This window comes from Streptomyces sp. NPDC059866 (assembly GCF_042731325.1).
Lineage (GTDB): Bacteria > Actinomycetota > Actinomycetes > Streptomycetales > Streptomycetaceae > Streptomyces > Streptomyces flavusporus.
The window spans coordinates 153,635-177,319 of the sequence record NZ_JBHWJT010000006.1 but is presented as its reverse complement, the minus strand read 5'-3'; the positions used below and the strand labels follow the sequence as shown (position 1 = coordinate 177,319).

The following is a 23,685-nucleotide window of genomic DNA, read 5'->3' as shown; positions in this document are numbered from 1 at the left end:
TCGTAGGGAACAGGTCTGTGGGAGTCCCGTGGACCGCCCCTGCGAGGATGGAAACGTGACTGGAACCCTTGTACTGGCAGGCACCCCCATCGGCGACATTGCGGACGCCCCGCCCCGGCTCGCCGAGGAGCTGGCCGGGGCCGACGTGGTCGCCGCCGAGGACACGCGGCGGCTGCGGCGGCTCACCCAGGCGCTGGGTGTCACGCCCAAGGGGCGCGTCGTGTCGTACTTCGAGGGCAACGAAGCCGCCCGTACGCCGGAACTGGTCGAGGAACTGCTCGGCGGCGCGCGCGTGCTGCTGGTGACGGACGCCGGGATGCCGTCGGTGTCGGACCCGGGGTACCGGCTGGTCGCGGCGGCCGTGGAGAAGGACATCAAGGTCACGGCCGTGCCCGGTCCGTCCGCCGTGCTCACCGCGCTCGCACTGTCCGGGCTGCCCGTGGACCGGTTCTGCTTCGAGGGGTTCCTGCCGCGCAAGGCGGGGGAGCGGCTGTCACGGCTGCGGGAGGTCTCCGGCGAGCGCCGGACGCTCGTCTACTTCGAGGCCCCGCATCGGCTCGACGACACGCTCGCCGCGATGGCCGAGGTGTTCGGGGCGGAGCGGCGGGCCGCCGTGTGCCGGGAGCTGACCAAGACGTACGAGGAGGTCAGGCGGGGTTCGCTGGGGGAGCTCGCGGAATGGGCCGCGCAGGGGGTGCGGGGGGAGATCACCGTCGTGGTCGAGGGGGCACCGGAGAAGGCCGAGGCTGTCGACGCGGAGGAGATGGTGCGGCGGGTGCGGGTGCGGGAGGAGGCGGGGGAGCGGCGCAAGGAGGCGATTGCTGCGGTGGCGGTGGAGGTGGGGGTGCCCAAGCGGGTTGTCTTCGACGCGGTGGTTGCGGCCAAGCGCCAGTGAGGGGGGAACGTGGGCGGCTGCGGGTTCGGTGTGGCTTGTCGCGCCCACGGTGGGGGTCCCCCCGCTCGAGCGAAGCCGAGAGTGGGGGAGGAGCCGCATATCGTCACAGCCCCGCGCCCCTTTGGGGCGCTGTCCCACGCGTGGGTAAAGAGCGCGGGCGTTTTGGCAAGGTACGGCCAAGTCCGGCCCAATACTGGACAGGTTTCGTGCGTTCGCTCTCGCCCGGGAGTCCACTGGGTGGCGGGACGTAATCCGTCCCTCCAGCGGACAACAGGAGCTGGTGATGAGCGAGATCACTGGACAGACCGGCCTTCGCAACGGGGCGACCGCCGTGGTCGACGAGTCGTATTCCTTCGCCTGCATGCGCTGCGGGCACGGCTGGGAGCAGTCGTACGAGATCGAGCACCACACGGACGCGGAGAGCCGCGAGTTCGTGATGTACATGGCGGACGGGCGGGTGGTGCCGTCGCCGCTGAGCCGGCCCACGTGCCGGAACTGTGACGGGCATGTGGTGCGCATCATGCGGGCCGGGCAGGTGTCGTCGGTCCGTGATGCGGCGCGCCGGCGCGGGCCGGTCCCTCCGGCGAGGTCCGCCGAGGCGCCGACGGGTGACGGGGAGCACCGCCACCACTGGCACCTGTCCGATCTCCTGCACCCGTTCCAGCGCCGGGCGAGCTGAGACGGCCGGCGGCTCGGGGGAGGCATGGCCCTTTCGTAGGATCGGGGCATGCCTTCCCCCGCCGAAGCCCCGCCCCTGCCCGAACCCCTCCGGGTCCCGGTCGCCGACTCCCACACCCACCTCGACATGCAGTCCGGCACGGTGGAGGAGGGTCTCGCGAAGGCCGCGTCCGTCGGTGTGACGACGGTCGTGCAGGTGGGGTGCGACGTGAACGGCTCCCGGTGGGCGGCCGAGACGGCGGCGACGTACGAGAACGTCCACGCGGCCGTCGCGCTGCATCCCAACGAGGCCCCGCGCATCGTCCACGGGGATCCGGACGGCTGGTCGCGGCAGGGGGCGCGCGAGCCGGGCGGTGACGCCGGGCTCGACGAGGCGCTCGCCGAGATCGACCGGCTGGCCGCGCTGCCGCACGTGAAGGCGGTCGGCGAGACGGGACTGGACTACTTCCGCACCGGGCCCGAGGGCAAGGAGGCGCAGGAGCGGTCCTTCCGTGCCCACATCGAGATCGCCAAGCGGCACGGCAAGGCGCTGGTCATCCACGACCGAGAGGCTCATGCGGATGTGCTGCGGGTCCTGAAGGAGGAGGGCGCGCCCGAGCGGACCGTCTTCCACTGCTACTCCGGTGACGCGGAGATGGCGGAGCTGTGCGCCCGCGCCGGCTACTACATGTCCTTCGCCGGAAACGTCACCTTCAAGAACGCCCAGAACCTGCGGGACGCGCTCGCCGTGGCCCCGCTGGAGCTGGTGCTGGTGGAGACCGACGCGCCGTTCCTGACGCCGGCGCCGTACCGCGGACGGCCCAACGCCCCGTATCTCGTTCCGGTCACGGTGCGCGCGATGGCTGCCGTGCGCGGCATCGACGAGGACGCACTGGCGACGGCCCTCGGCGCGAACACGGCGCGTGCCTTCGGTTACCGACCCATAACGCACCACGCTGTGTAGTCGCGTCGTTTTGGAGAGTGACGACCGCTCGGCTAGGTTCTGGGGGCCCGATCCGGACCCCTCCGGCCCCTGGAGCGTGTCGGTGTGAGCAACTCGCAGTTCGAGATGTACAAGCCGTATGAGCCGTATGAGACATATGAGCCGTACGGGCCATATGAGACCCACGAGGCGTATGGCACCTATGAGCCGTCGGCGTACGCCGGTTTTGATGTGCACAGTGCGCCGACGCTGGCGTATGGCGCCACGTATGACACATACGACACATACGACACGGACGGTGACACGTACCGGCCCGCTTACGAGAGGCCCGATCCTGTGCTGCCCCGGCAGGGCGGGTCGCGCGCCGGAGTGGAGCGGCGGGGTGGGCGCCGGCGCAGGGGGCGGTACGCCGAGCGCGCGGAGGGCTCCATGCGCCGCCTGCTCCCGCAGGCACTGGTCGTCGCCTTCCTCGCCGGCGGCACCACCGCGTTCGTCGCCGAGGACAAGGCCGTCGAGCTGAGCGTCGACGGCGAACCGCGCCGGCTGCACACCTTCGCCGACGATGTGACCGAGCTGCTCGTGGAGGAGGGCGTGGAGGTGGGGGCGCACGACGTGGTCACACCCGCCCCCGGCACGGAACTCGCCAACGGCGACGAGATCGCCGTGCACTACGGGCGCCCCGTCCGGCTCACCCTCGACGGCGAACGGCGCGAGGTGTGGACGACGGCGCGCACGGTGGAAGGGGCGCTCAAGCAGCTGGGGGTGCGTGCGGAGGGCGCGTACCTGTCCACGTCGCGCTCCCGGCGTATCGGGCGTGCGGGCCTCACGCTCGACGTACGCACCGAGCGGTCCGTGACGATCATGGCGGACGGCCGCGCCCGCACCATCCGCACCAACGCCGCCACCGTGGGCGAGGTCGTCGACGAGGCCGGGATCACCCTGCACGGCCAGGACACGACCTCCGTCCCGGCCGACAGCTTCCCGCGCGACGGGCAGACGGTCAGCGTGCTGCGGATCACCGCCGCGAGGGAGGTGATCGAGGAGCAGATCCCGTTCCAGGTGCGGCGGATCGAGGATCCGACGGTTTTCCGGGGCACGGAGGTCATCGAGCGGGCCGGGCAGCCGGGCCTGCGCCGGATCACATACTCCGTGCGCAGCGTGAACGGGGTCCGGCAGAAGCCGCGGCGGATCGGCTCCGAGGTCGTGCGCGAGCCGACCACGCAGGTGGTGAAGGTGGGGACGCAGCCGTTGCCGACGTCCGTGCAGAGCGCCGACCACCTCAACTGGCAGGGCCTCGCGGCATGTGAGTCCGGGGGACGCCCCGGCGCGGTCGACACCTCGGGGACGTACGGCGGCCTCTACCAGTTCGACACCCACACCTGGCACAGCCTGGGCGGCACCGGCCGCCCCCAGGACGCCCCGGCTACCGAACAAACCCTCCGGGCAAAGAAGCTCTACGTACGCCGAGGCACGGCCCCCTGGCCCCACTGCGGGGGCCGCCTGCACTCGTAACGCGACACCCAGCTGCGGGCAGTCGTGCCTCCCCCAGTGCCTTAAGGGCCTGGGAGGTGCCCCCAGGGCGATGGGGGTCCCCCGCTCGAGCGAAGCCGAGAGTGGGGGAGGGTGGGCGCAGCGGCACCCCGTCACGCCGGGCTGCGACCCTCCCCCGCGGCCGGCACCCCCACCCCCGAGCAACCGAAACACCCGACCCACCCACCGCCCCGTACCCTTGTCGGGTGACCAGCCCCACCCCCGACGCCCTCCTGGGCCCCGCCGACATCCGTGACCTGGCGGAAGCCCTCGGCGTACGCCCCACCAAACAGCGCGGCCAGAACTTCGTCATCGACGCCAACACGGTCCGCCGCATCGTCCGCACCGCGGACGTCCGCCCCGACGACGTGGTCGTCGAGGTCGGCCCGGGGCTCGGCTCGCTCACCCTCGCCCTGCTCGAGGTCGCCGACCGCGTCACCGCCGTGGAGATCGACGACGTACTCGCCGCAGCACTGCCCGCGACGATCGCGGCCCGCATGCCGGACCGCGCGGAGCGCTTCGCGCTGGTGCACTCCGACGCGATGCACGTGACCGAGCTGCCGGGCCCGCCCCCGACGGCGCTGGTCGCCAACCTCCCCTACAACGTCGCCGTGCCCGTCCTGCTGCACATGCTGGACACCTTCCCGAGCATCGAGCGCACCCTCGTGATGGTGCAGGCCGAGGTCGCCGACCGGCTCGCCGCGGCGCCCGGCTCGAAGGTGTACGGCGTGCCGTCCGTGAAGGCGAACTGGTACGCCGAGGTCAAGCGGGCCGGCGCCATCGGCCGCAATGTCTTCTGGCCCGCGCCCAACGTCGACAGCGGGCTCGTCTCGCTCACCCGCCGCCCCGAGCCGCTGAAGACCACCGCCACGAAGCGCGAGGTGTTCACCGTGATCGACGCGGCGTTCGCCCAGCGCCGCAAGACCCTGCGGGCCGCGCTCGCCGGATGGGCGGGTTCGGCGGCGGCCGCCGAGGCGGCGCTCGTCGCGGCCGGGGTCTCGCCGCAGGCGCGTGGCGAGGCGCTGACCGTCGAGGAGTTCGCCCGTATCGCGGAGCACAAGGAAGCCGGCGCCCAGCACAAGGAGTCCGAGTAAGTGAGCGCGAGCGTCACCGTACGTGTCCCCGCCAAGGTCAACGTCCAGCTCGCGGTCGGCGCCGCCCGCCCCGACGGCTTCCACGACCTGGCCAACGTCTTCCTGGCGGTCGGGCTGTACGACGAGGTCACGGTCACCGCGGCCGACGAGCTCCGCGTCACCTGCGAGGGCCCGGACGCCGGCCAGGTCCCCCTGGACCGCACGAACCTCGCGGCCCGCGCGGCCGAAGCGCTGGCCGTGCGGTACGGCCGCACCCCGGACGTGCACATCCACATCGCCAAGGACATCCCGGTGGCCGGCGGCATGGCGGGCGGCAGCGCGGACGGTGCGGGTGCGCTGCTGGCCTGCGACGCACTGTGGGGCACGGGCGCCTCCCGTGCCGAACTGCTCGACATCTGCGCCGAGTTGGGCAGCGACGTGCCGTTCAGCCTGGTCGGCGGGGCGGCTCTGGGTACGGGGCGCGGCGAGAAGCTGACGACGCTCGAAGTCGGCGGCACCTTCCACTGGGTGTTCGCGATGGCGGACCGGGGGCTGTCGACCCCGGCGGTCTTCCGGGAGTTCGACCGGCTCGGCGCGGGCATGGACATCCCCGAGCCGGTCGCCTCCCAGGCACTCCTCGACGCCTTGGCCAAGGGTGACCCGGACGCGCTCGCCGCCGCCGTGTCCAACGACCTCCAGCCGGCCGCCCTCTCCCTGTTCCCCGAGCTCGCCGGCACCCTCGCGGCCGGCCGCGCCGCCGGCGTCCTCACCGCGCTGGTCTCCGGCTCCGGTCCGACGACCGCGTTCCTCGCCCGCGACCCCGAGTCCGCGGCGAAGGTGGCCGAGGCGCTGAGCGCGTCGGGGACGTGCCGGACGGTGCGTACGGCTTCGGGGCCGGCGCCGGGGGCGACGGTGCTCGGCTGACCACGGCGACGGTGCCTGGCAGCCCCTGACCGCCGGCTGCGCGACCGGCGAGGACGGCGGTACGGCGCTCGTCGCGGCCGACGCCGACCCGGCGGCCACCGTGCGGGGCATCCACGAGGGCCGCCACTCCGGCGACGACGGCCTGCTCACCGCGGTCCGCGTGGCAGCGGCACCCCGCTGACCTGCGCGTATCGGTCACCTCCCGGCGCGGACTACGCTGGGAGGCTGACCGATCCCCGCGAGCAGGAGCGAAATGGCCGTCAATCTGGTCAATGTCGAGAACGTCAGCAAGGTGTACGGCACCCGCGCCCTTCTCGACGGCATCTCCCTGGGCGTCTCGGAAGGGGACCGCATCGGCGTCGTCGGCCGCAACGGCGACGGCAAGACCACGCTGATCCGGATGCTCGGCAAGCTGGAGGAGGCCGACACCGGCCGGGTCACCCACTCCGGCGGCCTGCGCATGGGCGTGCTCACCCAGCACGACTCCCTCGACCCCGAGGCCACCGTCCGCCACGAGGTGATCGGCGACATGGCCGACCACGAGTGGGCGGGCAACGCCAAGGTCAGGGACGTGCTCACCGGACTGTTCGGCGGGCTCGACCTGCCGGGGTTCCCGAAGGGCCTCGACACGGTCATCGGGCCGCTCTCCGGCGGTGAGCGGCGGCGTATCGCGCTCGCCAAGCTGCTCATCGACGAGCAGGACCTGATCGTCCTCGACGAGCCCACCAACCACCTCGACGTCGAGGGCATCTCCTGGCTGGCGCAGCACCTGCGCGAGCGCCGCTCGGCCCTGGTCTGCGTCACCCACGACCGCTGGTTCCTCGACCAGGTCTGCACCCGCATGTGGGACGTCCAGCGCGGCGCGGTGTACGAGTACGAGGGCGGCTACTCCGACTACGTCTTCGCCCGCGCCGAGCGCGAGCGGATCGCCGCGACCGAGGAGGTCAAGCGGCAGAACCTGGTCCGCAAGGAGCTGGCCTGGCTGCGCCGCGGCGCCCCCGCCCGTACGTCCAAGCCGCGCTTCCGCGTGGAGGCCGCCAACGAGCTGATCAAGGACGTACCGCCGCCCCGGGACAGCTCCGAGCTGATGAAGTTCGCCTCCTCCCGGCTCGGCAGGACGGTCTTCGACCTGGAGGACATCACCGTCCAGGCCGGTCCCAAGGTGCTGCTCAAGCACGTCACCTGGCACCTCGGCCCCGGCGACCGCATCGGCCTGGTCGGCGTCAACGGCGCCGGCAAGACCTCCCTGCTGCGCGCCATGGCCGACGCGGCCCGCACGGAGGGCGAGGCGCAGCCGGCGGGCGGGCGGATCGCCGTGGGCAAGACGGTCAAGCTCGCGTACCTGTCGCAGGAGGTCGCCGAGCTGGACCCGAACTGGCGGGTCCTGGAAGCCGTCCAGCGGGTGCGCGAGCGCGTCGACCTCGGCAAGGGGCGCGAGATGACCGCAGGCCAGCTGTGCGAGACGTTCGGCTTCAACAAGGAGAAGCAGTGGACGCCGGTCGGCGACCTGTCCGGCGGTGAGCGCCGCCGCCTCCAGCTGCTGCGCCTGCTCATGGACGAGCCCAACGTCCTCTTCCTCGACGAGCCGACCAACGACCTCGACATCGAGACCCTCACCCAGCTCGAGGACGTCCTCGACGGCTGGCCCGGCTCGATGATCGTCATCTCCCACGACCGGTTCTTCATCGAGCGCACCACCGACCGCGTGTACGCCCTCCTCGGCGACGGCACGCTGCGGATGCTGCCGCGCGGCATCGACGAGTACCTGGAGCGGCGCCGGAAGATGGAGGAGGCGGCCGCCGCGTCCGCCCCGGCCGCCCCGGCGAAGCCCGTGGCCGAGAAGAGCGCCGCCGACCAGCGGGCCGCCAAGAAGGAGCTGCAGAAGATCGAGCGGCAGCTGGACCGGATCTCCGAGAAGGAGACCAAGCTGCACGCCCAAATCGCCGAGAACGCAACGGACTTCGCAAAGGTGGCCGAACTCGACGCCGAGCTGCGGCAGTTGACGGGGGAGCGCGAGGAGCTGGAGCTGCGCTGGCTCGAACTCGCCGAGGACGCCTGAGTACCTGCGCGCGGGGCGCGCACGCCTCGTGAAGGGGGCGTGAAGGCGCGTAACGAGGGCATCACGGGCCGGTCCTCCCTTGGGAACAGGGCAGGATCCGGCCCCGTGCTGTGTCGGTCCCGGGTGATAGAAATGCCGTCTGAGAACCGTCTGAGAAGCATGGATGTGGCGGAAACACAGCGCCACCGGGCGCGGGCCACATCGGGCACATGCTCATCAGCCACAAGGGGGAACCGCTGATGACCCAGCCGCCCAACCAGCCGCCGAACGGCGGCTTCGGCGCGCCACAGGACCCGCCGCCGGGCGGCTTCGGCGCACCACAGGACCCGCGGCAGGGCACACCCCCTCCGCCCGCCCAGCCGCCCCAGACGCCGCCGCCCCCGCAGGGCGCCCCGCAGCCGGGTTACGGCTATCCGCAGCAGCAGCCCGGTCCGTACGCCCAGCCGGGCCCGTACGGCACCCCCGGCCCCTACGGGCAGCCGAACGCCCAGGGCCCGTACGGCCAGCCGCAGCAGCCCGGCCCGTACGGCCAGCAGCCCGGCTACGGCTACCCCCAGCCCCAGTACCCCGGCGCCCAGCCGCCCGGCTCCGGCTCGCGCAACCCCTTCAAGGGCCGGACCGCCCTGGTGATCGGTGCCGCGGTGGCGGCGCTGCTCGTCATCGGCGGCACCGTGTTCGCGGTGACCAGCGGCGGTGACGACGACGGGAAGAAGAAGCCGGTCGCCGGGCCGAGCGACGACGCCGAGCCCACCGCCTCCGACGACCCGGTCAACCCCGGGGACGGAAGCGGTGACGGCGGCGAGGACCCGGAGGACCTCAACGCGGGCCGCCAGGCGGGCGAGGCGAAGGTGCTCTGGTACAAGGAGGCGCCCGACGCGCCCGGTTCCGGCGCCGACGCCCCCGGCATGTGGATCACCGACAAGACGGCGGTGAAGGCGGCGTACAAGCAGCTCCTCGCCTTCAACGTCGGTGACGGCAACCCCGCTTGGGACCCCATCACCTTCCCGCAGAAGATCTGCGCGGCCACCCCGCAGAAGACGGCCGACGACAAGATCGTCGTGGCGTACATGAACGGCGCCAGCGACCGCGCCAAGTGCAACCAGATCCAGCAGGTCGACCTCAACACCGGCGCGAAGGGCTGGAGCGGTGAGGTCGCCGACGGCGCGCTGTTCGACAGCGCGCTCACCATCGAGCTGTCGCTGACCGGCAACACGCTGATGGTGGGCCGCTCGCAGTCCGGCACGGCGTACGACATGGCCAGCGGCAAAAAGCTGTTCGACAAGAAGAGGTACGGCGACGCCTGCTTCCCGTCCGCGTTCGCGGGCGGCAGCCGGCTGATCTCCGTCGCGTCCTGCGGGGCGGCCACGTCGAACGAGCACGACGAGATCCAGGAGCTGGACCCGCGCACCGGCCGGGTCCTGTGGACCCAGAAGTTCGACAAGGGCTGGCGGGTCGCCCGCACCTACTCCGTGGACCCGCTGGTCGTCTACAGCACCAACGAGGACAAGGACGCGTGGAACATCTCCACGCTCGACGCCAAGGGCGGGTTCCGCTCCCAGGTCGGCGTCGACGAGGACTTCGCCCCCGATTGCGGCTGGTCCGTCCTCCAGCGCGACCTGACCGGCTGCGGGGGCGTCGCCGCCGACGCGAACACGCTCTACCTGCCCACCGAGGCCACCGGCGGCGCCAACGAGATCGTCGCGATCAACCTCGCCAACGGCAAGGAGAAGTGGCGCGTCAAGTCCCCCGCGGACGAGTCGATGCTGCCGCTGAAGACCGAGGGCGGCAAGCTCATCGCCTACGTCGAGGCGTCGTACGACGCCGGCGGCCAGATCGTGTCCATCCCGACGACCGGCAGCAGCCACAAGCCGGCGAAGCTCCTGCAGAACCCCGCCGGCGCGGCGGACGTCGAGGACAGCTTCTTCTCGCGGGACATCGACTGGGTGGACGGCCGCTTCTACGTCTCCTCCACGCGCCTGTCCGGCGACGACGAGGCGAAGGAGAAGCTGATGCTCGCCTACGGCAAGTGACGCGCTCCCCCGACTTCCTCCGTCCCCGTATCTCCGAGGTACCCACGTCATGACCCAGCCGCCGCCCCCGCCGCCCAACCAGCCCCCGCAGGGGGGAGGTTTCGGCGCCCCGCAGTCCCCCCAGGACCAGCCCCCGCAGCAGCCGCCCGGCTTCGGCGCGCCCCAGTCCCCGCAGACGCCCCCGCCGCCGGCTCAGCAGCCCCCGCAGCCTCCGCAGCCTCCGCAGGGACAGCCCGGCTACGGCTACCCGCAGGCGCCCGCCGCCGCACCGCAGCCGCCTCAGGGCCCGCCGCAGCCCCCGCAGGGCACTCCGCCCCCCGGCTACGGCTATCCCGGCCAGCAGCCGAGCCCGTACGGCTACCCGGGCCAGCAGCCGAACCCGTACGGCCGGCAGCCCGGTTACGGCTATCCGCAGCAGAGCATGCCGATGCACGTACAGGCCGGCGGGCCGGCCGGTGGCGGCCGGAAGCCGAACGCGCAGCTGCTCATCATCGTCGCGGCCGTCGTCGCGATCGCCGTGATCATCGGCGGCGGCGTCTGGTACGCGAACTCCTCCGGCGACAAGGGCAAGGACGACACCGCGAACTCCAGCGGCGGCACCGGCGGCGACGACAAGGGCGGCTCCTCCTCAAAGGGTTCGGAGAAGGTGCCGTCCGACCCGAGCTCCAAGGTGCTGTTCCAGATCCCGCAGCCCGAGGTCGCCAAGGACGACAGCGTCGTGGTCGAGGGCTCCTGGCTCACCGACAAGGTGTACGCCAAGAGCGGCATCGCCGAGATCGTCGGCTACGACCCCGACAAGGGCACCAAGCTGTGGACGATCCCGCTGCCCGGCCCGGTCTGCGAAGCCAGCCGGCACGTCTCCCAGGACAACAAGACGGCCGTCCTCTTCCAGCCGAAGATGCCCGCCAAGAACTCCTCCGAGGGCTGCAGCCAGGTCGCGGCGATCGACCTCGACACGGGCAAGAAGCTGTGGACCAAGACCGCCACCTCCGGTGACCAGCCGATCAGCTTCGACAACGTCACCGTCAGCGCGAACACGGTCGCCGTCGGCAGCTCCAGTGGCGGTGCCGCCTTCGACCTCGCCACCGGCGACGCGCTGTGGAAGCCGAAGCCGGCGGACACCTGCTACGACTCCGGGTACGGCGGCGGCGCCAAGCTCGTCGCCGTGCGCAAGTGCGGTTCGTACGACGAGCGCGAGCTGCACATCCAGACCATCGACCCGAAGTCCGGGAACGTCATCTCCGAGTACAAGATGTCCAGGGGCATCGAGTACGCCAGCGTCGTGTCGACCGACCCGCTGGTCGTCGCGGCCGACGTGGGCGACTCCGCGGGCGACGGCAGCGGCATCTCGGACTTCTTCTCCATCGACAACAAGACCGGCAAGCTGCTCACCCGTATCTCCGCGCCGGGCGACAACTACGCCGCCGAGTGCGACGGCATCACCCGGATCGAGGACTGCTCCGGTATCGCGATCGGCAACGACCGGCTGTACCTGCCGACCGAGGAGCACGACGGTTCCGGCGAGTACAGCCGGACCAACGAGATCGTCGTCTTCGATCTGGCCACCGGCAAGCAGACCGGCCAGCGCGCCGACGCGGGCGACGGCTACACGATCACGCCGCTGCGTATGGACGGCGGCAACGTGATCGCGTACAAGCGTCCGCCGTACGACAAGGGCGGGCAGATCGTCAGCATCGACGGCGGCAGCTTCAAGCAGACGACGCTGCTGGAGAACCCGGCGACGGACTCGGTGCGGGACGTGGAGACCACCATGTCTCCGGAGTACTCGGAGATCCTCTACGCACAGGGGCACCTGTACATGTCCGACGTGTACGCGAGCGGATCGAGCTCGGGCAGCCAGGAGTACCTGGCGATCGCGTTCGGCACGAGCGGCTGAGCGCGACGAGCTGTCGTCACGGCCCCGTCCCTGCTCAGGGGCGGGGCCGTGCGCGTACCGCTCAACACCCTCGAATGAGAGGAATTTCGGCGATCCGGGGCACTTCTCACCGGTAGGGGCAGCGCAACGTCGAACAAGCGTGTAGCTTCCGGGGGCATGAAGGCGCAGTGCCGGGGGGCCTGCGTGCTCGGGGTCTGTCCGTGGGGACCTGTGGGCATCCATAGTGGGCGTCCATCGGGGGGACTGGGGGGTTGATGGGAGTGCGGCTCATGGTGGTCGACGACCACCGATTGCTCGCGGAGGCACTGGCCTCGGCGCTGAAGCTGCGGGGGCACCGGGTGCTGGCCGCGGCGGCGCCTGCCGCGGGGGCGGCGGAGCTGGTGATCGCCCGGGCGCCGGAGGTGTGCCTGCTGGGTACGGCGACACCGGCCGAGCCGGGGGCGTTCGACCCGGTGGTACGGATCAAGCGGGAGCGGCCGCAGGTGGCAGTGGTGGTGCTGGGCCCGGTACCGAGCCCGCGCGGAATAGCCGCGGCCTTCGCGGCGGGCGCGTCCGGCTACGTCCGTCACGACGAGCGCATAGAGGGCGTCGAGCGGGCGATCATGAAGGCGAGGGGAGGCGAGGCGGCCGTCGCGCCGCAGCTCCTGCAGGGGGCGTTCAGCGAACTGCTCAACCCCGCGGCCCAGCCCGACGACGAGGGCCAGCGGCTGCTGCAGATGCTCACGCCGAGGGAGATCGAGGTCCTGGTCCGTGTGGCCGACGGCGAGGACACCCGCCTGATCGCCGCGGGCATGGGCATCGCCCCCTCCACCGCCCGCACCCACGTCCAGCGCGTCCTGATGAAGCTGGGCGTCGGCTCCCGCCTGGAGGCCGCGGCCCTGGCAGCCCGCACCGGCCTGCTGGACCGAGCAACCCCGACCCTCCAACACCCGCCACCACAGAACAGCGCACCGGACACCGAGCACTGAGAACCACCCACCGCCCAGCCGCCGGGCGTGCCGCAACCACCCCGCCAAGCCGCGGGCAGTCGTGCCTCCCCCCCAGTGCCTTAAGGGCCTGGGGGGACCCCCAGGGCGGCACGGGTGGGCGCGGGCGGCCCCCCCCGCCGCGCCGGGTCACCGAAACAGCTCGCCGACGTTCACTGCTCCTTCGCCCGATCGTCCGGCGGGACAGCCGCCGGCGGAGCCAGCGGCCGCAGCTTCAGCCACGCCAGGAAGAACAACCCGAGCAGCAGCATCCCCACCCCGGTCCACAGGTTGACGTTCACCCCCTCCGCCTTGGCGATCGCCGCGTCATCGTCGGTCAGCCCGGCGATCGTGACGATGACGCCGTAGATCACGAACAGCGCACCGATGGTCCGACGGATGTCGAACAGCCGTGCGGCGGTAGCGGACTTGCCCTCCAGCTCGGTGACTTCCCGCTGGACGTCCTTCTCGGAGAATCCGTGGTCCTCGGACATGGTCTCTCAATCCTCCCGCGGTCAGAACGAGAACGGGATGTAGCAGACGGCGGCCAGAATCACGGCACCCCAGCCGAGCAGCGCCGGCTTGCGGTACCACGCGTCGTCGCCCACGGCGGGCGGCTCGGCCACACCGGGAGCCCGGGTGCCGTAGACCAGCCCCTGGAGTTCCTCCGCGGGCTTCGGCGCGGTGAAGAGCGACACGGCCACCATGACCACCGCACCGGCGACGAACCCTGCGATCGCGGAGACGAAGTTGGCGCCCTGGTCGGTGGGGATGCCGATGACGCCCTGCTTGTAGAAGACGAAGTAGTTCACCATCGCGGCGGTGGTGCCGGCGAGCAGACCCCAGAAGCCGGACTTCGCGGACGCCCGCTTCCAGAACATGCCGATGATGAAGGCGACGAACATCGGGACGTTGAAGAAGGAGAACAGCGTCTGGAGGTACGCCATGATGTTCGAGAACGACGAGGCGAGGAACGCCGTGCCGATGGACGCGAGCACACCGATCGCCGTGATGAGCCGCCCGAACCGCACGTAGTACTCGTCCTCGCGGCCCTTCACCACGTACTTCGCCCAGATGTCGGACGTGAAGACGGTGTTGAAGGCCGAGATGTTGGCCGCCATGCCCGCCATGAAGGCCGCCAGGAGACCGGTGACCGCGATGCCCAGGACGCCGTTGGGCAACAGGTCCTGCATGAGGTACGGGATCGCGTCGTTGTACTGCAGGCCCGACTCGGGCGTACCGATCTGCGGCACCAGCGCCGCGGCGACCAGGCCCGGGATCATCACCAGGAAGACGATGAAGATCTTCGGGAACGCGGCGATCAGCGGCGTACGCTGCGCCGCGGACAGGTTCCTCGCCGACAGCGCGCGCTGCACCTCCGCGAAGTTCGTCGTCCAGTAGCCGAACGACAGCACGAACCCCAGGCCCAGGACGATCGTCAGCCAGTTCGCGCCGAGCGGGTTGTCGTGGCCGATGCCGGTGCCGCCCCACGCGGTCATGAAGTTCTCGCCGCGGCGTTCGGTCAGTGTGTCGGACAGCCCGTCCCAGCCGCCGACCTTCTTCAGGCCGAGCACCGAGATCGGGATGAGCGCGGCGAGGATGACGAAGAACTGCAGCACCTCGTTGTAGATCGCCGACGACAGACCGCCCAGGGTGATGTACGCCAGCACGAAGAAGCCGGCGATCACGATCGCCACCCACTGCGGCCAGCCGAGCAGCGCCTCGACGACGATCGCGAGGGCGTAGAGGTTGACGCCGGCGATCAGGATGGAGGCGCAGGCGAACAGGATCGAGCTGAGCAGGTGCGCTCCCTTGTCGAAGCGCAGCAGCAGGAACTCGGGAACCGAGCGGACCTTGGAGCCGTAGTAGAACGGCATCATCACCAGGCCGAGGAAGACCATGGCGGGGATGGCACCGACCCAGTACCAGTGGGTGGTGTAGACGCCGTACTGCGCGCTGTTGGCGGCCATGCCGAGGATCTCGGTGGCGCCGAGGTTGGCCGCGATGAACGCCAGACCCGTGACCCAGGCGGGCAGGGAGCGGCCGGACAGGAAGAAGTCGAGGCTGGTCTTGACCGATCGGCGGGCGGCGAAGCCGATGCCGAGGACGACGACGAAGTAGATGCCGAGGATCGTGTAGTCGAGCCAGTTGGTGGGGAGCCGTAGCTCGGCGGCCAGGTATGTGGGGGTTTCCATGCGCACTCGCTTCGTTGCGGGACTTCGTTGCGGGAACTGAGCCGAACCGGTTCCTGAACTGATCCAGAGCGGAACCTACGCCTCCGCGTTCGCCAATTGAACACGTCAGATGTCGAACTCTGATTGATTGTGATGTTGACTGTCGTGGTGAGTTGTGTTTTGGTGTGTTGAGTTCTGTTGATTGCTTGGGTGGCTCGAATGAGGAGTCCGCGGTGAAGAAGACCTCGACCCGTCTCGCCGACGGTCGTGAGCTGATCTACTACGACCTGCGCGACGACGCCGTGCGCGACGCGGTCGACCGCCGTCCGCTGGACCGGACCGTCACGACCTCCGAGATCCGCCGTGACGAGCTGCTCGGCGACGCGGTCGCCATCGCCTCCCACCGCCAGGGCCGCACCTACCACCCGCCGGCCGACGAGTGCCCCCTGTGCCCGACGCAGGGCGACCGGCTGAGCGAGATCCCCGACTCGTCGTACGACGTCGTGGTCTTCGAGAACCGTTTCCCCTCGCTGGCCGGCGACTCCGGCCGCTGCGAGGTCGTCTGCTTCACCTCCGACCACAACGCCTCCTTCGCCGACCTGAGCGAGGAACAGGCCGGGCTGGTCCTGGACGCGTGGACCGACCGCACCTCCGAGCTGTCCCATCAGCCCTCCGTGGAACAGGTGTTCTGCTTCGAGAATCGCGGTGCCGAGATCGGCGTCACGTTGGGTCACCCGCACGGGCAGATCTACGCCTACCCCTTCACCACCCCCCGCACCGCCCTGATGCTCCGCTCGCTCGCGGCCCACAAGGAGGCGACGGGCGGGGAGAACCTCTTCGACGCCGTCCTGGAGCGTGAACTCGCCGACGAGCGGATCGTCCTCGCGAGTGAACACTGGGTGGCCTTCGTGCCGTACGCCGCCCACTGGCCGTACGAGGTCCACCTGTACCCGCGCCGCCGGGTGCCGGATCTGCTCGGGCTCGACGAGGCGGCGCGTTCAGAATTCCCCCAGGTTTATCTGGAACTCTTGAGGCGCTTCGACCGGATCTTCGGCGAAGGTGAACCGCCCACGCCGTACATCGCGGCCTGGCACCAGGCCCCGTTCGGCCAGCTGGAGGAGTTCGAGGGCGTCAGCCGTGACGACTTCGCGCTTCACCTGGAGCTTTTCACCATCCGCCGTACGTCCGGCAAGCTGAAGTTTCTCGCGGGTTCCGAATCCGGCATGAGCGTGTTCATCAACGACGTGCCGCCGGAGCGCGCGGCCGAGCGACTGCGAGAGGTAGCGAGTTCATGAGCGGGAAGTACCTGGTCACGGGTGGTGCGGGATACGTCGGCAGCGTGGTCGCCCAGCATCTGCTGGAGGCCGGTCACGAGGTGACGGTCCTCGACAACCTCTCGACCGGTTTCCGCGAGGGCGTGCCCGCCGGCGCCGCCTTCGTCGAGGGCGACATCCGGGACGCCGCCAAATGGCTGGACTCCTCGTACGACGCCGTGCTCCACTTCGCCGCGTCCTCCCAGGTCGGCGAGTCGGTCGTGAAGCCGGAGAAGTACTGGGACAACAACGTCGGCGGCACGATGGCCCTGCTCGGCGCGATGCGCGAGGCGGGCGTACGCAGGCTGGTCTTCTCCTCCACGGCGGCCACGTACGGCGAACCGGAGCAGGTCCCGATCGTCGAGACCGCGCCCACCGCCCCGACGAACCCCTACGGCGCCTCCAAGCTCGCCGTCGACCACATGATCACCGGCGAGGCGAAGGCCCACGGCCTGGGCGCGGTGTCGCTGCGCTACTTCAACGTCGCGGGCGCCTACGGCGCGTTCGGCGAGCGCCACGACCCCGAGTCGCACCTCATCCCGCTGGTCCTCCAGGTCGCCCAGGGCAGGCGCGACGCGATCTCCGTCTACGGCGACGACTACCCGACGCCCGACGGCACCTGCGTCCGCGACTACATCCACGTCGCCGACCTGGCCGAGGCGCACCTGCTGGCCCTGACGGCGGCGACCCCGGGCGAGCACCTGATCTGCAACCTCGGCAACGGCAACGGCTTCTCCGTCCGCCAGGTCATCGAGACGGTCCGGCAGGTCACCGGCCACCCGATCCCCGAGGTCGTGGCCCCGCGCCGCGGCGGCGACCCGGCGGTCCTGGTGGCGTCGGCCGACACGGCCCGCGCCCGCCTCGGCTGGAACCCGTCCCGCGCGGACCTCGCGGGAATCGTCGCGGACGCGTGGGACTTCGCGCAGCGGCACGGCAAGTAGAACGTACGGAAGGTCAGGGGTCAGGGGTATGAGCAGCGAGGCCGGCGAGATCGCCGCAGGGACTGTCGCCGAGCGGTTCAAGGAGTTGTACGGGGCCGAACCGGACGGCGTGTGGGCCGCACCGGGCCGGGTCAACCTCATCGGCGAGCACACCGACTACAACGACGGCTTCGTGATGCCGTTCGCGCTGCCGCACACCGCGGTCGCCGCGGTCTCGCGCCGCGACGACGGCGTACTGCGTCTGCACTCGTCGGACGTCGAGGGCGGCGTCGTCGAACTGGACGTCGACGCCCTGGGGCCGGAGTCGGACCGGAACTGGACGGCGTACCCGGCGGGCGTGGTCTGGGCGCTGCGCGCGGCCGGCCACGAGGTGAGCGGCGCGGACGTCCACCTGACCTCCACGGTCCCGGCGGGCGCGGGCCTGTCGTCGTCGGCGGCGCTGGAGGTGGTGATCGCCCTCGCGCTCAACGACCTCTACGAACTGGACCTGAAGGGCTGGCAGTTGGCCCGTCTGTGCCAGCGCGCCGAGAACGTCTACGTCGGCGCCCCGGTCGGCATCATGGACCAGACGGCCTCCGCCTGCTGCACCGCGGGCCACGCCCTGTTCCTGGACACCCGCGACCTCTCCCAGCGCCAGATCCCCTTCGACCTCGCGGCCGAGGGCATGCGCCTGCTGGTCGTCGACACCCAGGTCAAGCACGAACACAGCACCGGCGAGTACGGCAAGCGGCGCGCGGGCTGCGAGAAGGGCGCGGCCCTGCTGGGCGTCGACGCCCTCCGCGACATCCCCTACGCCGAACTGGACGCGGCGCTGGCCCGCCTGGGCGACGAGGAGGAGGTCCGCCGCCTGGTCCGCCACGTGGTCACGGAGGACGAACGAGTCGAGCGAGTCGTCGCCCTGCTGGAATCGGGCGAGACCCGCGCGATCGGCCCGGTCCTCACCGAGGGCCACGCCTCGCTGCGCGACGACTTCCGCATCTCCTGCCCCGAGCTGGACCTGGTCGTCGACACGGCTCTTTCCGCGGGGGCGTTGGGCGCCCGCATGACGGGCGGCGGCTTCGGGGGTTCGGCGATCGTGCTGGCGGATGTCGCCGACGTGGACACCATCACCAAGGCGGTGGAGGAGGCCTTCGCAGCCGCCGGCTTCACCGCGCCACGGGTGTTCGAGGCGGTGCCTTCGGCGGGGGCGCGGCGGGTGCGCTGACGCCGGAGCGGCGGTGCCGGTTTCAGAACCCGGTCCCGCCGCCCGCGAACCGGACGGGCGACACGAGGGCGATGCGGATCTCGGTGACGGCCGCGGCGACAGCCGTGTCGAAGTCGGGATCCTGGCGGGCGACGACCCGGCCGCGGAACTCCTCGGCGAGGCGGACGACGCCGGTGAGGCCGACGGGGTCGGCCCGTCTCAGCCCAGCCGCTTGGTCAGCGTGAACTCCGTGATCCCCGGCGGATAGTCCGGGATCGCGCACACCACGTCGTACCCCTGTTTCTCGTAGAACTTCGGCGCCTGGAAGTCCCACGTCTCCAGCCGGGACGCCGAGCAGCCCCGTTCCGCCCGCGCCACCCGCTCCGCCTCGGACAGCAGTCGCGAACCCAGCCCCGCACCCCGGTGGCGTTCGTCGACCCACAGGTACGTCACGTGCAGCCACGCCGCCCACGTATGCCCCACCAGCCCGCCCGCCAGGGCGTCCGAGCCGTCCAAGACCCACACGTGGAGGGGGACTTCGCGTTCGGCGGGGGTTCCGCGCAGGTCGCGCAGGACGGGGGACGCGGTCGTATTGCTGTTGCGGAGCCGGGTGCGGAGAAGATCGCGCCGGGATTTGTCGACTTCTGTCTCCATACGAAACATGCGGCTCACCATAAACGCGTCGGACAACCAGTTCTGCAAATTACCTTCCGCTCCTGGCACCCGGCCGTACCCTGATGAACGGCACCGGTGGGGGCCGGTGCTGTTCAGGGGGCGAGACAAGTCGGGTACGACGCCCGAAGTGGGGGTAGCAGTGTCTGCACGGCGGCGGCCGTGCGGCTGCGGCGACCCTGTCCTGGGGAACGGCAGAAACAACAACCCGGGAGCGCTTCGGGCGTCGTATCCGCACCGGTCGGCGGCTCCCGACGATGGATCCCCTGCTCTTGGAGAGCGTGGGGAAGGGGGTTTTGTGGTTCGCATCCGAGTCCTGGTCGTCGACGACCACCGCATCTTCGCCGAGTCCCTCGCCGCGGCCCTGGCCGCCGAGCCCGACGTCGACGTCTCCGCGGCCGGCAGCGGTCCCGCCGCGCTGCGCAGCCTGGAGCGCGCGGCCGCCGAGGGCCGCCGGTTCGACGTACTGCTCGTCGACGCCGATCTGGGCGGGAACGTACCCGCGGTGCGGCCCGCCGTGCCCGTGCCCGTGCAGGAGGGCGGCGTGGACGGGGTGGTGGACGGGATCTCCCTCGTCACGGCGGTCCGGTCGGCGCAGCCCGCGGCGCGGATCGTCGTGCTCGCCGAGAAGGACGATCCGCGGCGTGCCGCACTCGCCCTGCAGGCGGGGGCCGGCGGGTGGGTCGCCAAGGACTGTTCGCTGTCCCGGCTGCTCACGGTCATACGAGGTGTGCTGCGCGACGAGACGCATCTGCCGCCCGCCCTGCTCACCGGGGTGCTGCGCGAGCTGACGGCCGCCCGGAAGCACCGCACCGAGAGCGAGCGGCTGGTGGAGTCCCTCACCCCGCGGGAGCGGGAGGTGCTGCGGTGCATGGTCGCGGGGCTCGGGCGCAAGGCCGTCGCCGAGCGGCTGTATCTGTCCCCGCACACCGTGCGGACGCATATGCAGAACGTCCTCGGCAAGCTCGGCGTCCACTCCACCCTCGCCGCCGTCGCACTGGCGCGTAGAGCGGGGGTCGGGCCCGTGGACCTGGGGCCTGCCGGGCGGATCGGGGTGGAGGAAAGCAGCAGTGCCTGATCAGTGCCGGTGAGCGGGGTCTGGGGCGTGCAGCTGCAAGGCGGAGGAGGGAGTCGATGCGATGGGGGTCCCCCCGCTCGAGCGCAGCCGAGAGTGGGGGAATCGGCGACCGACGACAACGCCGCAGATGTGCGTGCCAGACCCCGCGTCTCCGCCACGATCCGCCCGGCAGGCCATCAGCCGGGGATGTTGTCGAACGGGGCGGTCAACTGGCGTAGCAGCGCCGCCAGTTCGCTGCGCTGGGCGTGGGACAGTTCCGCGAGGATCGCCCGCTCCTGGTCCAGCAGGCCCGCCAGTGCCTGGTCGGCGCGGTCCCGGCCCTCGTCGGTGAGGCGGACCAGGACGCCACGCCGGTCGCTGGGGTCGGGCAGGCGTTCCACCAGGCCCTTCTTCGCCAGGCGGTCGATACGGTTTGTCATCGTGCCCGAGGTGACCAGGGTCTGGGTCAGCAGCTGTCCGGGGGAGAGCTGGTACGGGGTGCCCGCACGGCGCAGTGCCGTCAGGACGTCGAACTCCCAGGGCTCCAGGTGGTGCTCGGCGAAGGCCAGCCGGCGTGCGCGGTCCAGGTGCCGGGCGAGTCTGCTCACCCGGCTGAGCACCTCGAGCGGTTCCACGTCGAGGTCCGGGCGCTCCCGGCGCCATGCTGCAACCAGCCGATCGACCTCGTCCTCCATGGCGATCAGTGTAGTGGTTGTGTCGACGTGAAGTCTCTTGACGTCAAGATACCTTGAGAGGCAAGCTGGGGCCGACCTACGGTGACTTCAAGGAAGGCCCGCCATGTCTGCCGCCGCCACCTGGGACCCCGCCCAGTACCTGCGTCACGCCGGCCACCGCGCCCGCCCCTTCGCCGACCTCCTCGCCCACGTCCCGGACCTCCCCGCCGACCGGCCCCGCATCGCCGACCTCGGCTGCGGCCCCGGCAACGTCACCGCCCTGCTCGCCCGGCGCTGGCCCACCGCGCACATCACCGGCTACGACAACTCCCCGGAGATGCTCGCCGACGCCCGGGCCCAGGCGGGCCCCACCCCGGCCGGCGGCCGCCTCGACTTCGCCCCCGCGGACGTGCGCACCTGGACGCCGACGGAGCCGCACGACCTGATCATCAGCAACGCCACGCTCCAGTGGGTGCCCGGCCACGCCGACCGCTTCGGCGACTGGATCGCCGCCCTCGCCCCCGGCGGCACCTTCGCCTTCCAGGTCCCCGGCAACTTCGACGCCCCCAGCCACCGCCTGATGCGCGACCTCGCCGCCGCCCACCCCCGCCTCTCGGGTGTCCTGCGCCACGACGAGGCGGTCCTGGCGCCCGAGGCCTACCTGGAGCACCTCACCGCCCTCGGCTGTACGGCCGACGTCTGGGAGACCACGTACATCCATCTGCTGACCGGCGAGGACCCCGTCCTGGACTGGGTGAAGGGCACCGGCCTGCGCCCCGTCCTCACCGCCCTCGCGGACGACCCCGCGGCGAAGGACGAGTTCCTGAACGACTACCGGGCCGCCCTGCGCCGCGCCTACCCGGCCGGCAGGCACGGCACCCCGTTCCCCTTCCGCCGCATCTTCGCCGTCGCCCGCAAGGAGACGTGATGATCACCGCCGTCGGGCGGCCCCCGGATCAGCTCTTCCGGTGCCCGATCAGCCGCGGCTTCTGCTCCAGCCCGTCCAGGCCGTGCCACGCCAGGTTCACCAGGTGGGCCGCCACCTCCGCCTTCTTCGGGCGGCGTACCTCCAGCCACCACTGGCCGGTCAGGGCGACCATGCCGACCAGGGCCTGGGCGTAGAGGGGAGCGAGCTTGGGGTCGAAGCCGCGGCTTTTGAACTCGCGGCCCAGGATGTCCTCCACCTGGGTGGCGATGTCCGAGATGAGAGACGCGAAGGAGCCGGTCGACTGCGGGATGGGGGAGTCACGGACCAGGATGCGGAAACCGTCCGTGTACTCCTCGATGTAGTCCAGCAGCGCGAACGCCGCCTGTTCGCACAGCTCACGCGGATGGCCTGCGGTCAGCGAGCTGGTCACCATGTCCAGCAGGCGCCGCATCTCGCGGTCCACGACCACCGCGTACAGGCCCTCCTTGCCGCCGAAGTGCTCGTACACCACCGGTTTCGAGACGCCCGCCTTCGCGGCGATCTCCTCCACCGACGTGCCCTCGAAGCCCTTCGCGGCGAAGAGGGTGCGACCGATCTCCAGCAGCTGCTGGCGACGCTCCGCACCGGTCATACGGGTACGGCGCGTGCGCCGCGGCTTCTCGTTGCTGGAAGTGCTGCTGGAGTCGGTCGCCACGCCGTCAATCATGCCGCCTCGGCGGTCTCCCGCCCGCGCCGGGAGCTGTCTCCCCCGGTGTTCCGGCGGGAATCGATACGCGAGCGTGACGGCCAGCGCACGTCGTAGGCCCACCCGGCCAGCTCGAACCAGCGGATCAGCCGGGCCGAGGAGTCGATCTGGCCGCGCTCCACACCGTGCCGCGCCGAGGTCGGGTCGGCGTGGTGCAGGTTGTGCCAGGACTCGCCGCAGGACAGGATCGCCAGCCACCACACGTTGCCCGAGCGGTCACGCGACCTGAACGGGCGCTTGCCGACCGCGTGGCAGATCGAGTTGATCGACCACGTCACGTGATGCAGCAGCGCCACCCGGACGAGTGAACCCCAGAAGAACCCGGTGAACGCGCCCCACCAGGACATCGTCACCAGGCCGCCGATCAGCGCCGGCAGGGCCAGGGACACCACCGTCCACAGGATGAACTGACGGGAGATGTTCCGCAGCGTCCGGTCCTTGATCAGGTCCGGCGCGTACTTGTCCTGCGGCGTGCGCTCCTCGTCGAACATCCATCCGATGTGCGCCCACCACAGGCCCTTCATCAGGGCCGGCACGGTCTCGCCGTAACGCCACGGCGAGTGCGGGTCGCCCTCCGCGTCGGAGAACTTGTGATGCTTGCGATGGTCGGCCACCCAGCGCACCAGGGGGCCCTCGACCGCCAGCGAGCCCGCGATCGCCAGCGCGATCTTCAGGGGCCGCTTGGCCTTGAACGAACTGTGGGTGAAATGGCGGTGGAAACCGATCGTGATGCCGTGACAGCCGAGGAAGTAGAAGAAGACCAGCAGGCCGAGGTCCAGCCAGCTCACGCCCCACCCCCACGCCAGCGGCACCGCCGCGATCAGCGCGAGGAACGGGACGATGATGAAGAGCAGAAGCGCGATCTGCTCCGCCGAACCCTTGCGGTCACCGCCCAGGGTGCCGGCCGGCTGGGAGGCGGAGATGTCCTGGGAGGTCGCCTTCGGGGCGTCGTCGATCACATCGGAGCTCGTGGTCATGGGGCGTCCCCTGTGGGGTTTCGAGGGTTGAGATAGGTGCCGTGGCTG

Annotated in this window: 21 protein-coding genes; 15 read left to right on the top strand and 6 right to left on the bottom strand. The window is 71.1% G+C overall.

Annotated features, from left to right (window positions below; genetic code table 11):
* Positions 1-55 precede the first annotated feature (55 nt).
* From rsmI to ACFV7R_RS11210, 10 genes are all read left to right on the top strand, one after another.
* Positions 56-895, top strand: coding sequence for a 16S rRNA (cytidine(1402)-2'-O)-methyltransferase (rsmI, locus tag ACFV7R_RS11255; protein ID WP_385262430.1), 840 nt, complete (start codon positions 56-58; stop codon positions 893-895).
* A 283-nt stretch (positions 896-1,178) separates the two neighbouring features.
* Positions 1,179-1,574, top strand: coding sequence for a hypothetical protein (locus tag ACFV7R_RS11250; RefSeq protein ID WP_385262427.1), 396 nt, complete (start codon positions 1,179-1,181; stop codon positions 1,572-1,574).
* Positions 1,575-1,622: 48 nt separating this feature from the next.
* Positions 1,623-2,516 (top strand): TatD family hydrolase, encoded by an 894-nt coding sequence (locus tag ACFV7R_RS11245; RefSeq protein ID WP_385262425.1) that lies wholly within the window; start codon positions 1,623-1,625, stop codon positions 2,514-2,516.
* A gap of 84 nt (positions 2,517-2,600) precedes the next feature.
* Entirely contained in the window at positions 2,601-4,007 is a 1,407-nt protein-coding gene (locus ACFV7R_RS11240; RefSeq protein WP_385262423.1) for a ubiquitin-like domain-containing protein, read from the top strand.
* Between the two features lie 224 nt (positions 4,008-4,231).
* Positions 4,232-5,119, top strand: coding sequence for a 16S rRNA (adenine(1518)-N(6)/adenine(1519)-N(6))-dimethyltransferase RsmA (gene rsmA, locus ACFV7R_RS11235; protein ID WP_385262421.1), 888 nt, complete (start codon positions 4,232-4,234; stop codon positions 5,117-5,119).
* Complete coding sequence (locus tag ACFV7R_RS11230; protein WP_385262419.1) at positions 5,120-6,022, top strand: 4-(cytidine 5'-diphospho)-2-C-methyl-D-erythritol kinase; 903 nt, start codon at positions 5,120-5,122, stop codon at positions 6,020-6,022. It abuts the gene before it with no gap.
* A gap of 253 nt (positions 6,023-6,275) precedes the next feature.
* The gene (locus tag ACFV7R_RS11225; protein ID WP_385262417.1) at positions 6,276-8,081 is read left to right on the top strand and encodes an ABC-F family ATP-binding cassette domain-containing protein; all 1,806 of its coding nucleotides are present in this window, start codon (positions 6,276-6,278) and stop codon (positions 8,079-8,081) included.
* Positions 8,082-8,320: 239 nt separating this feature from the next.
* A complete protein-coding gene (locus tag ACFV7R_RS11220; protein ID WP_385262415.1) occupies positions 8,321-10,111 on the top strand; it encodes a PQQ-binding-like beta-propeller repeat protein in 1,791 nt (596 codons plus the stop codon).
* 49 nt (positions 10,112-10,160) lie between these two features.
* Positions 10,161-12,008 carry a PQQ-binding-like beta-propeller repeat protein gene (locus tag ACFV7R_RS11215; protein ID WP_385262413.1) on the top strand — a complete coding sequence of 616 codons (1,848 nt, stop codon included), beginning with the start codon at positions 10,161-10,163 and terminating at the stop codon, positions 12,006-12,008.
* 254 nt (positions 12,009-12,262) lie between these two features.
* Positions 12,263-12,976 (top strand): LuxR C-terminal-related transcriptional regulator, encoded by a 714-nt coding sequence (locus ACFV7R_RS11210; protein WP_385262412.1) that lies wholly within the window; start codon positions 12,263-12,265, stop codon positions 12,974-12,976.
* A 170-nt stretch (positions 12,977-13,146) separates the two neighbouring features.
* Here ACFV7R_RS11210 and ACFV7R_RS11205 read toward each other — a convergent pair whose 3' ends face one another.
* Together ACFV7R_RS11205 and ACFV7R_RS11200 are read right to left on the bottom strand one after the other, a co-directional pair.
* Positions 13,147-13,467 carry a hypothetical protein gene (locus ACFV7R_RS11205; protein ID WP_385262410.1) on the bottom strand — a complete coding sequence of 107 codons (321 nt, stop codon included), beginning with the start codon at positions 13,465-13,467 and terminating at the stop codon, positions 13,147-13,149.
* Between the two features lie 21 nt (positions 13,468-13,488).
* A complete protein-coding gene (locus ACFV7R_RS11200; protein WP_385262409.1) occupies positions 13,489-15,168 on the bottom strand; it encodes a sodium:solute symporter family protein in 1,680 nt (559 codons plus the stop codon).
* A gap of 212 nt (positions 15,169-15,380) precedes the next feature.
* Between ACFV7R_RS11200 and galT the strand changes: the two genes are divergently transcribed.
* The 3 genes from galT to galK are packed head-to-tail and all read left to right on the top strand — an operon-like array spanning position 15,381 to position 18,605.
* The gene (galT, locus tag ACFV7R_RS11195) at positions 15,381-16,442 is read left to right on the top strand and encodes a galactose-1-phosphate uridylyltransferase (protein WP_224735018.1); all 1,062 of its coding nucleotides are present in this window, start codon (positions 15,381-15,383) and stop codon (positions 16,440-16,442) included.
* Positions 16,439-17,401 (top strand): UDP-glucose 4-epimerase GalE, encoded by a 963-nt coding sequence (gene galE, locus ACFV7R_RS11190; RefSeq protein WP_385262407.1) that lies wholly within the window; start codon positions 16,439-16,441, stop codon positions 17,399-17,401. The genes galT and galE overlap by 4 nt, the downstream gene beginning before the upstream one ends.
* 28 nt (positions 17,402-17,429) lie before the next feature.
* Positions 17,430-18,605 (top strand): galactokinase, encoded by a 1,176-nt coding sequence (gene galK / locus ACFV7R_RS11185; RefSeq protein WP_385262405.1) that lies wholly within the window; start codon positions 17,430-17,432, stop codon positions 18,603-18,605.
* Positions 18,606-18,803: 198 nt separating this feature from the next.
* Here the strand turns inward: galK and ACFV7R_RS11180 are convergent, their stop codons facing one another.
* A complete protein-coding gene (locus ACFV7R_RS11180; protein WP_385262833.1) occupies positions 18,804-19,259 on the bottom strand; it encodes a GNAT family N-acetyltransferase in 456 nt (151 codons plus the stop codon).
* Between the two features lie 295 nt (positions 19,260-19,554).
* Here ACFV7R_RS11180 and ACFV7R_RS11175 point away from each other — a divergent pair, with 295 nt between their 5' ends.
* Positions 19,555-20,334, top strand: a complete 780-nt coding sequence (locus ACFV7R_RS11175) for a LuxR C-terminal-related transcriptional regulator (RefSeq protein ID WP_385262404.1) — start codon at positions 19,555-19,557, stop codon at positions 20,332-20,334.
* A gap of 176 nt (positions 20,335-20,510) precedes the next feature.
* Here the strand turns inward: ACFV7R_RS11175 and tamR are convergent, their stop codons facing one another.
* On the bottom strand, positions 20,511-21,008 hold the full coding sequence (tamR, locus tag ACFV7R_RS11170; RefSeq protein ID WP_129799922.1) for a MarR family transcriptional regulator TamR: 498 nt from the start codon (positions 21,006-21,008) through the stop codon (positions 20,511-20,513).
* A gap of 103 nt (positions 21,009-21,111) precedes the next feature.
* Between tamR and ACFV7R_RS11165 the strand changes: the two genes are divergently transcribed.
* On the top strand, positions 21,112-21,915 hold the full coding sequence (locus tag ACFV7R_RS11165) for a trans-aconitate 2-methyltransferase (protein ID WP_385262401.1): 804 nt from the start codon (positions 21,112-21,114) through the stop codon (positions 21,913-21,915).
* 28 nt (positions 21,916-21,943) lie between these two features.
* Here the strand turns inward: ACFV7R_RS11165 and ACFV7R_RS11160 are convergent, their stop codons facing one another.
* A complete protein-coding gene (locus ACFV7R_RS11160; RefSeq protein WP_129799921.1) occupies positions 21,944-22,621 on the bottom strand; it encodes a TetR/AcrR family transcriptional regulator in 678 nt (225 codons plus the stop codon).
* The gene (locus ACFV7R_RS11155; RefSeq protein WP_385262400.1) at positions 22,618-23,637 is read right to left on the bottom strand and encodes an acyl-CoA desaturase; all 1,020 of its coding nucleotides are present in this window, start codon (positions 23,635-23,637) and stop codon (positions 22,618-22,620) included. The genes ACFV7R_RS11160 and ACFV7R_RS11155 overlap by 4 nt, the downstream gene beginning before the upstream one ends.
* Positions 23,638-23,685: the final 48 nt, after the last annotated feature.

Excerpts from the sequence above, each read along its gene's own strand:
- galK (WP_385262405.1), top strand. The coding sequence starts at position 17,430 with ATGAGCAGCGAGGCCGGCGAGATCGCCGCAGGGACTGTCGCCGAGCGG.
- ACFV7R_RS11155 (WP_385262400.1), bottom strand. The coding sequence starts at position 23,637 with ATGACCACGAGCTCCGATGTGATCGACGACGCCCCGAAGGCGACCTCC.
- ACFV7R_RS11165 (WP_385262401.1), top strand. The coding sequence starts at position 21,112 with ATGTCTGCCGCCGCCACCTGGGACCCCGCCCAGTACCTGCGTCACGCC.
- tamR (WP_129799922.1), bottom strand. The coding sequence starts at position 21,008 with ATGGAGGACGAGGTCGATCGGCTGGTTGCAGCATGGCGCCGGGAGCGC.
- ACFV7R_RS11250 (WP_385262427.1), top strand. The coding sequence starts at position 1,179 with ATGAGCGAGATCACTGGACAGACCGGCCTTCGCAACGGGGCGACCGCC.
- ACFV7R_RS11210 (WP_385262412.1), top strand. The coding sequence starts at position 12,263 with ATGGGAGTGCGGCTCATGGTGGTCGACGACCACCGATTGCTCGCGGAG.
- ACFV7R_RS11220 (WP_385262415.1), top strand. The coding sequence starts at position 8,321 with ATGACCCAGCCGCCCAACCAGCCGCCGAACGGCGGCTTCGGCGCGCCA.
- ACFV7R_RS11245 (WP_385262425.1), top strand. The coding sequence starts at position 1,623 with ATGCCTTCCCCCGCCGAAGCCCCGCCCCTGCCCGAACCCCTCCGGGTC.
- ACFV7R_RS11205 (WP_385262410.1), bottom strand. The coding sequence starts at position 13,467 with ATGTCCGAGGACCACGGATTCTCCGAGAAGGACGTCCAGCGGGAAGTC.
- ACFV7R_RS11200 (WP_385262409.1), bottom strand. The coding sequence starts at position 15,168 with ATGGAAACCCCCACATACCTGGCCGCCGAGCTACGGCTCCCCACCAAC.
- ACFV7R_RS11160 (WP_129799921.1), bottom strand. The coding sequence starts at position 22,621 with ATGATTGACGGCGTGGCGACCGACTCCAGCAGCACTTCCAGCAACGAG.
- galE (WP_385262407.1), top strand. The coding sequence starts at position 16,439 with ATGAGCGGGAAGTACCTGGTCACGGGTGGTGCGGGATACGTCGGCAGC.
- ACFV7R_RS11215 (WP_385262413.1), top strand. The coding sequence starts at position 10,161 with ATGACCCAGCCGCCGCCCCCGCCGCCCAACCAGCCCCCGCAGGGGGGA.
- ACFV7R_RS11225 (WP_385262417.1), top strand. The coding sequence starts at position 6,276 with ATGGCCGTCAATCTGGTCAATGTCGAGAACGTCAGCAAGGTGTACGGC.
- ACFV7R_RS11180 (WP_385262833.1), bottom strand. The coding sequence starts at position 19,259 with ATGGTGAGCCGCATGTTTCGTATGGAGACAGAAGTCGACAAATCCCGG.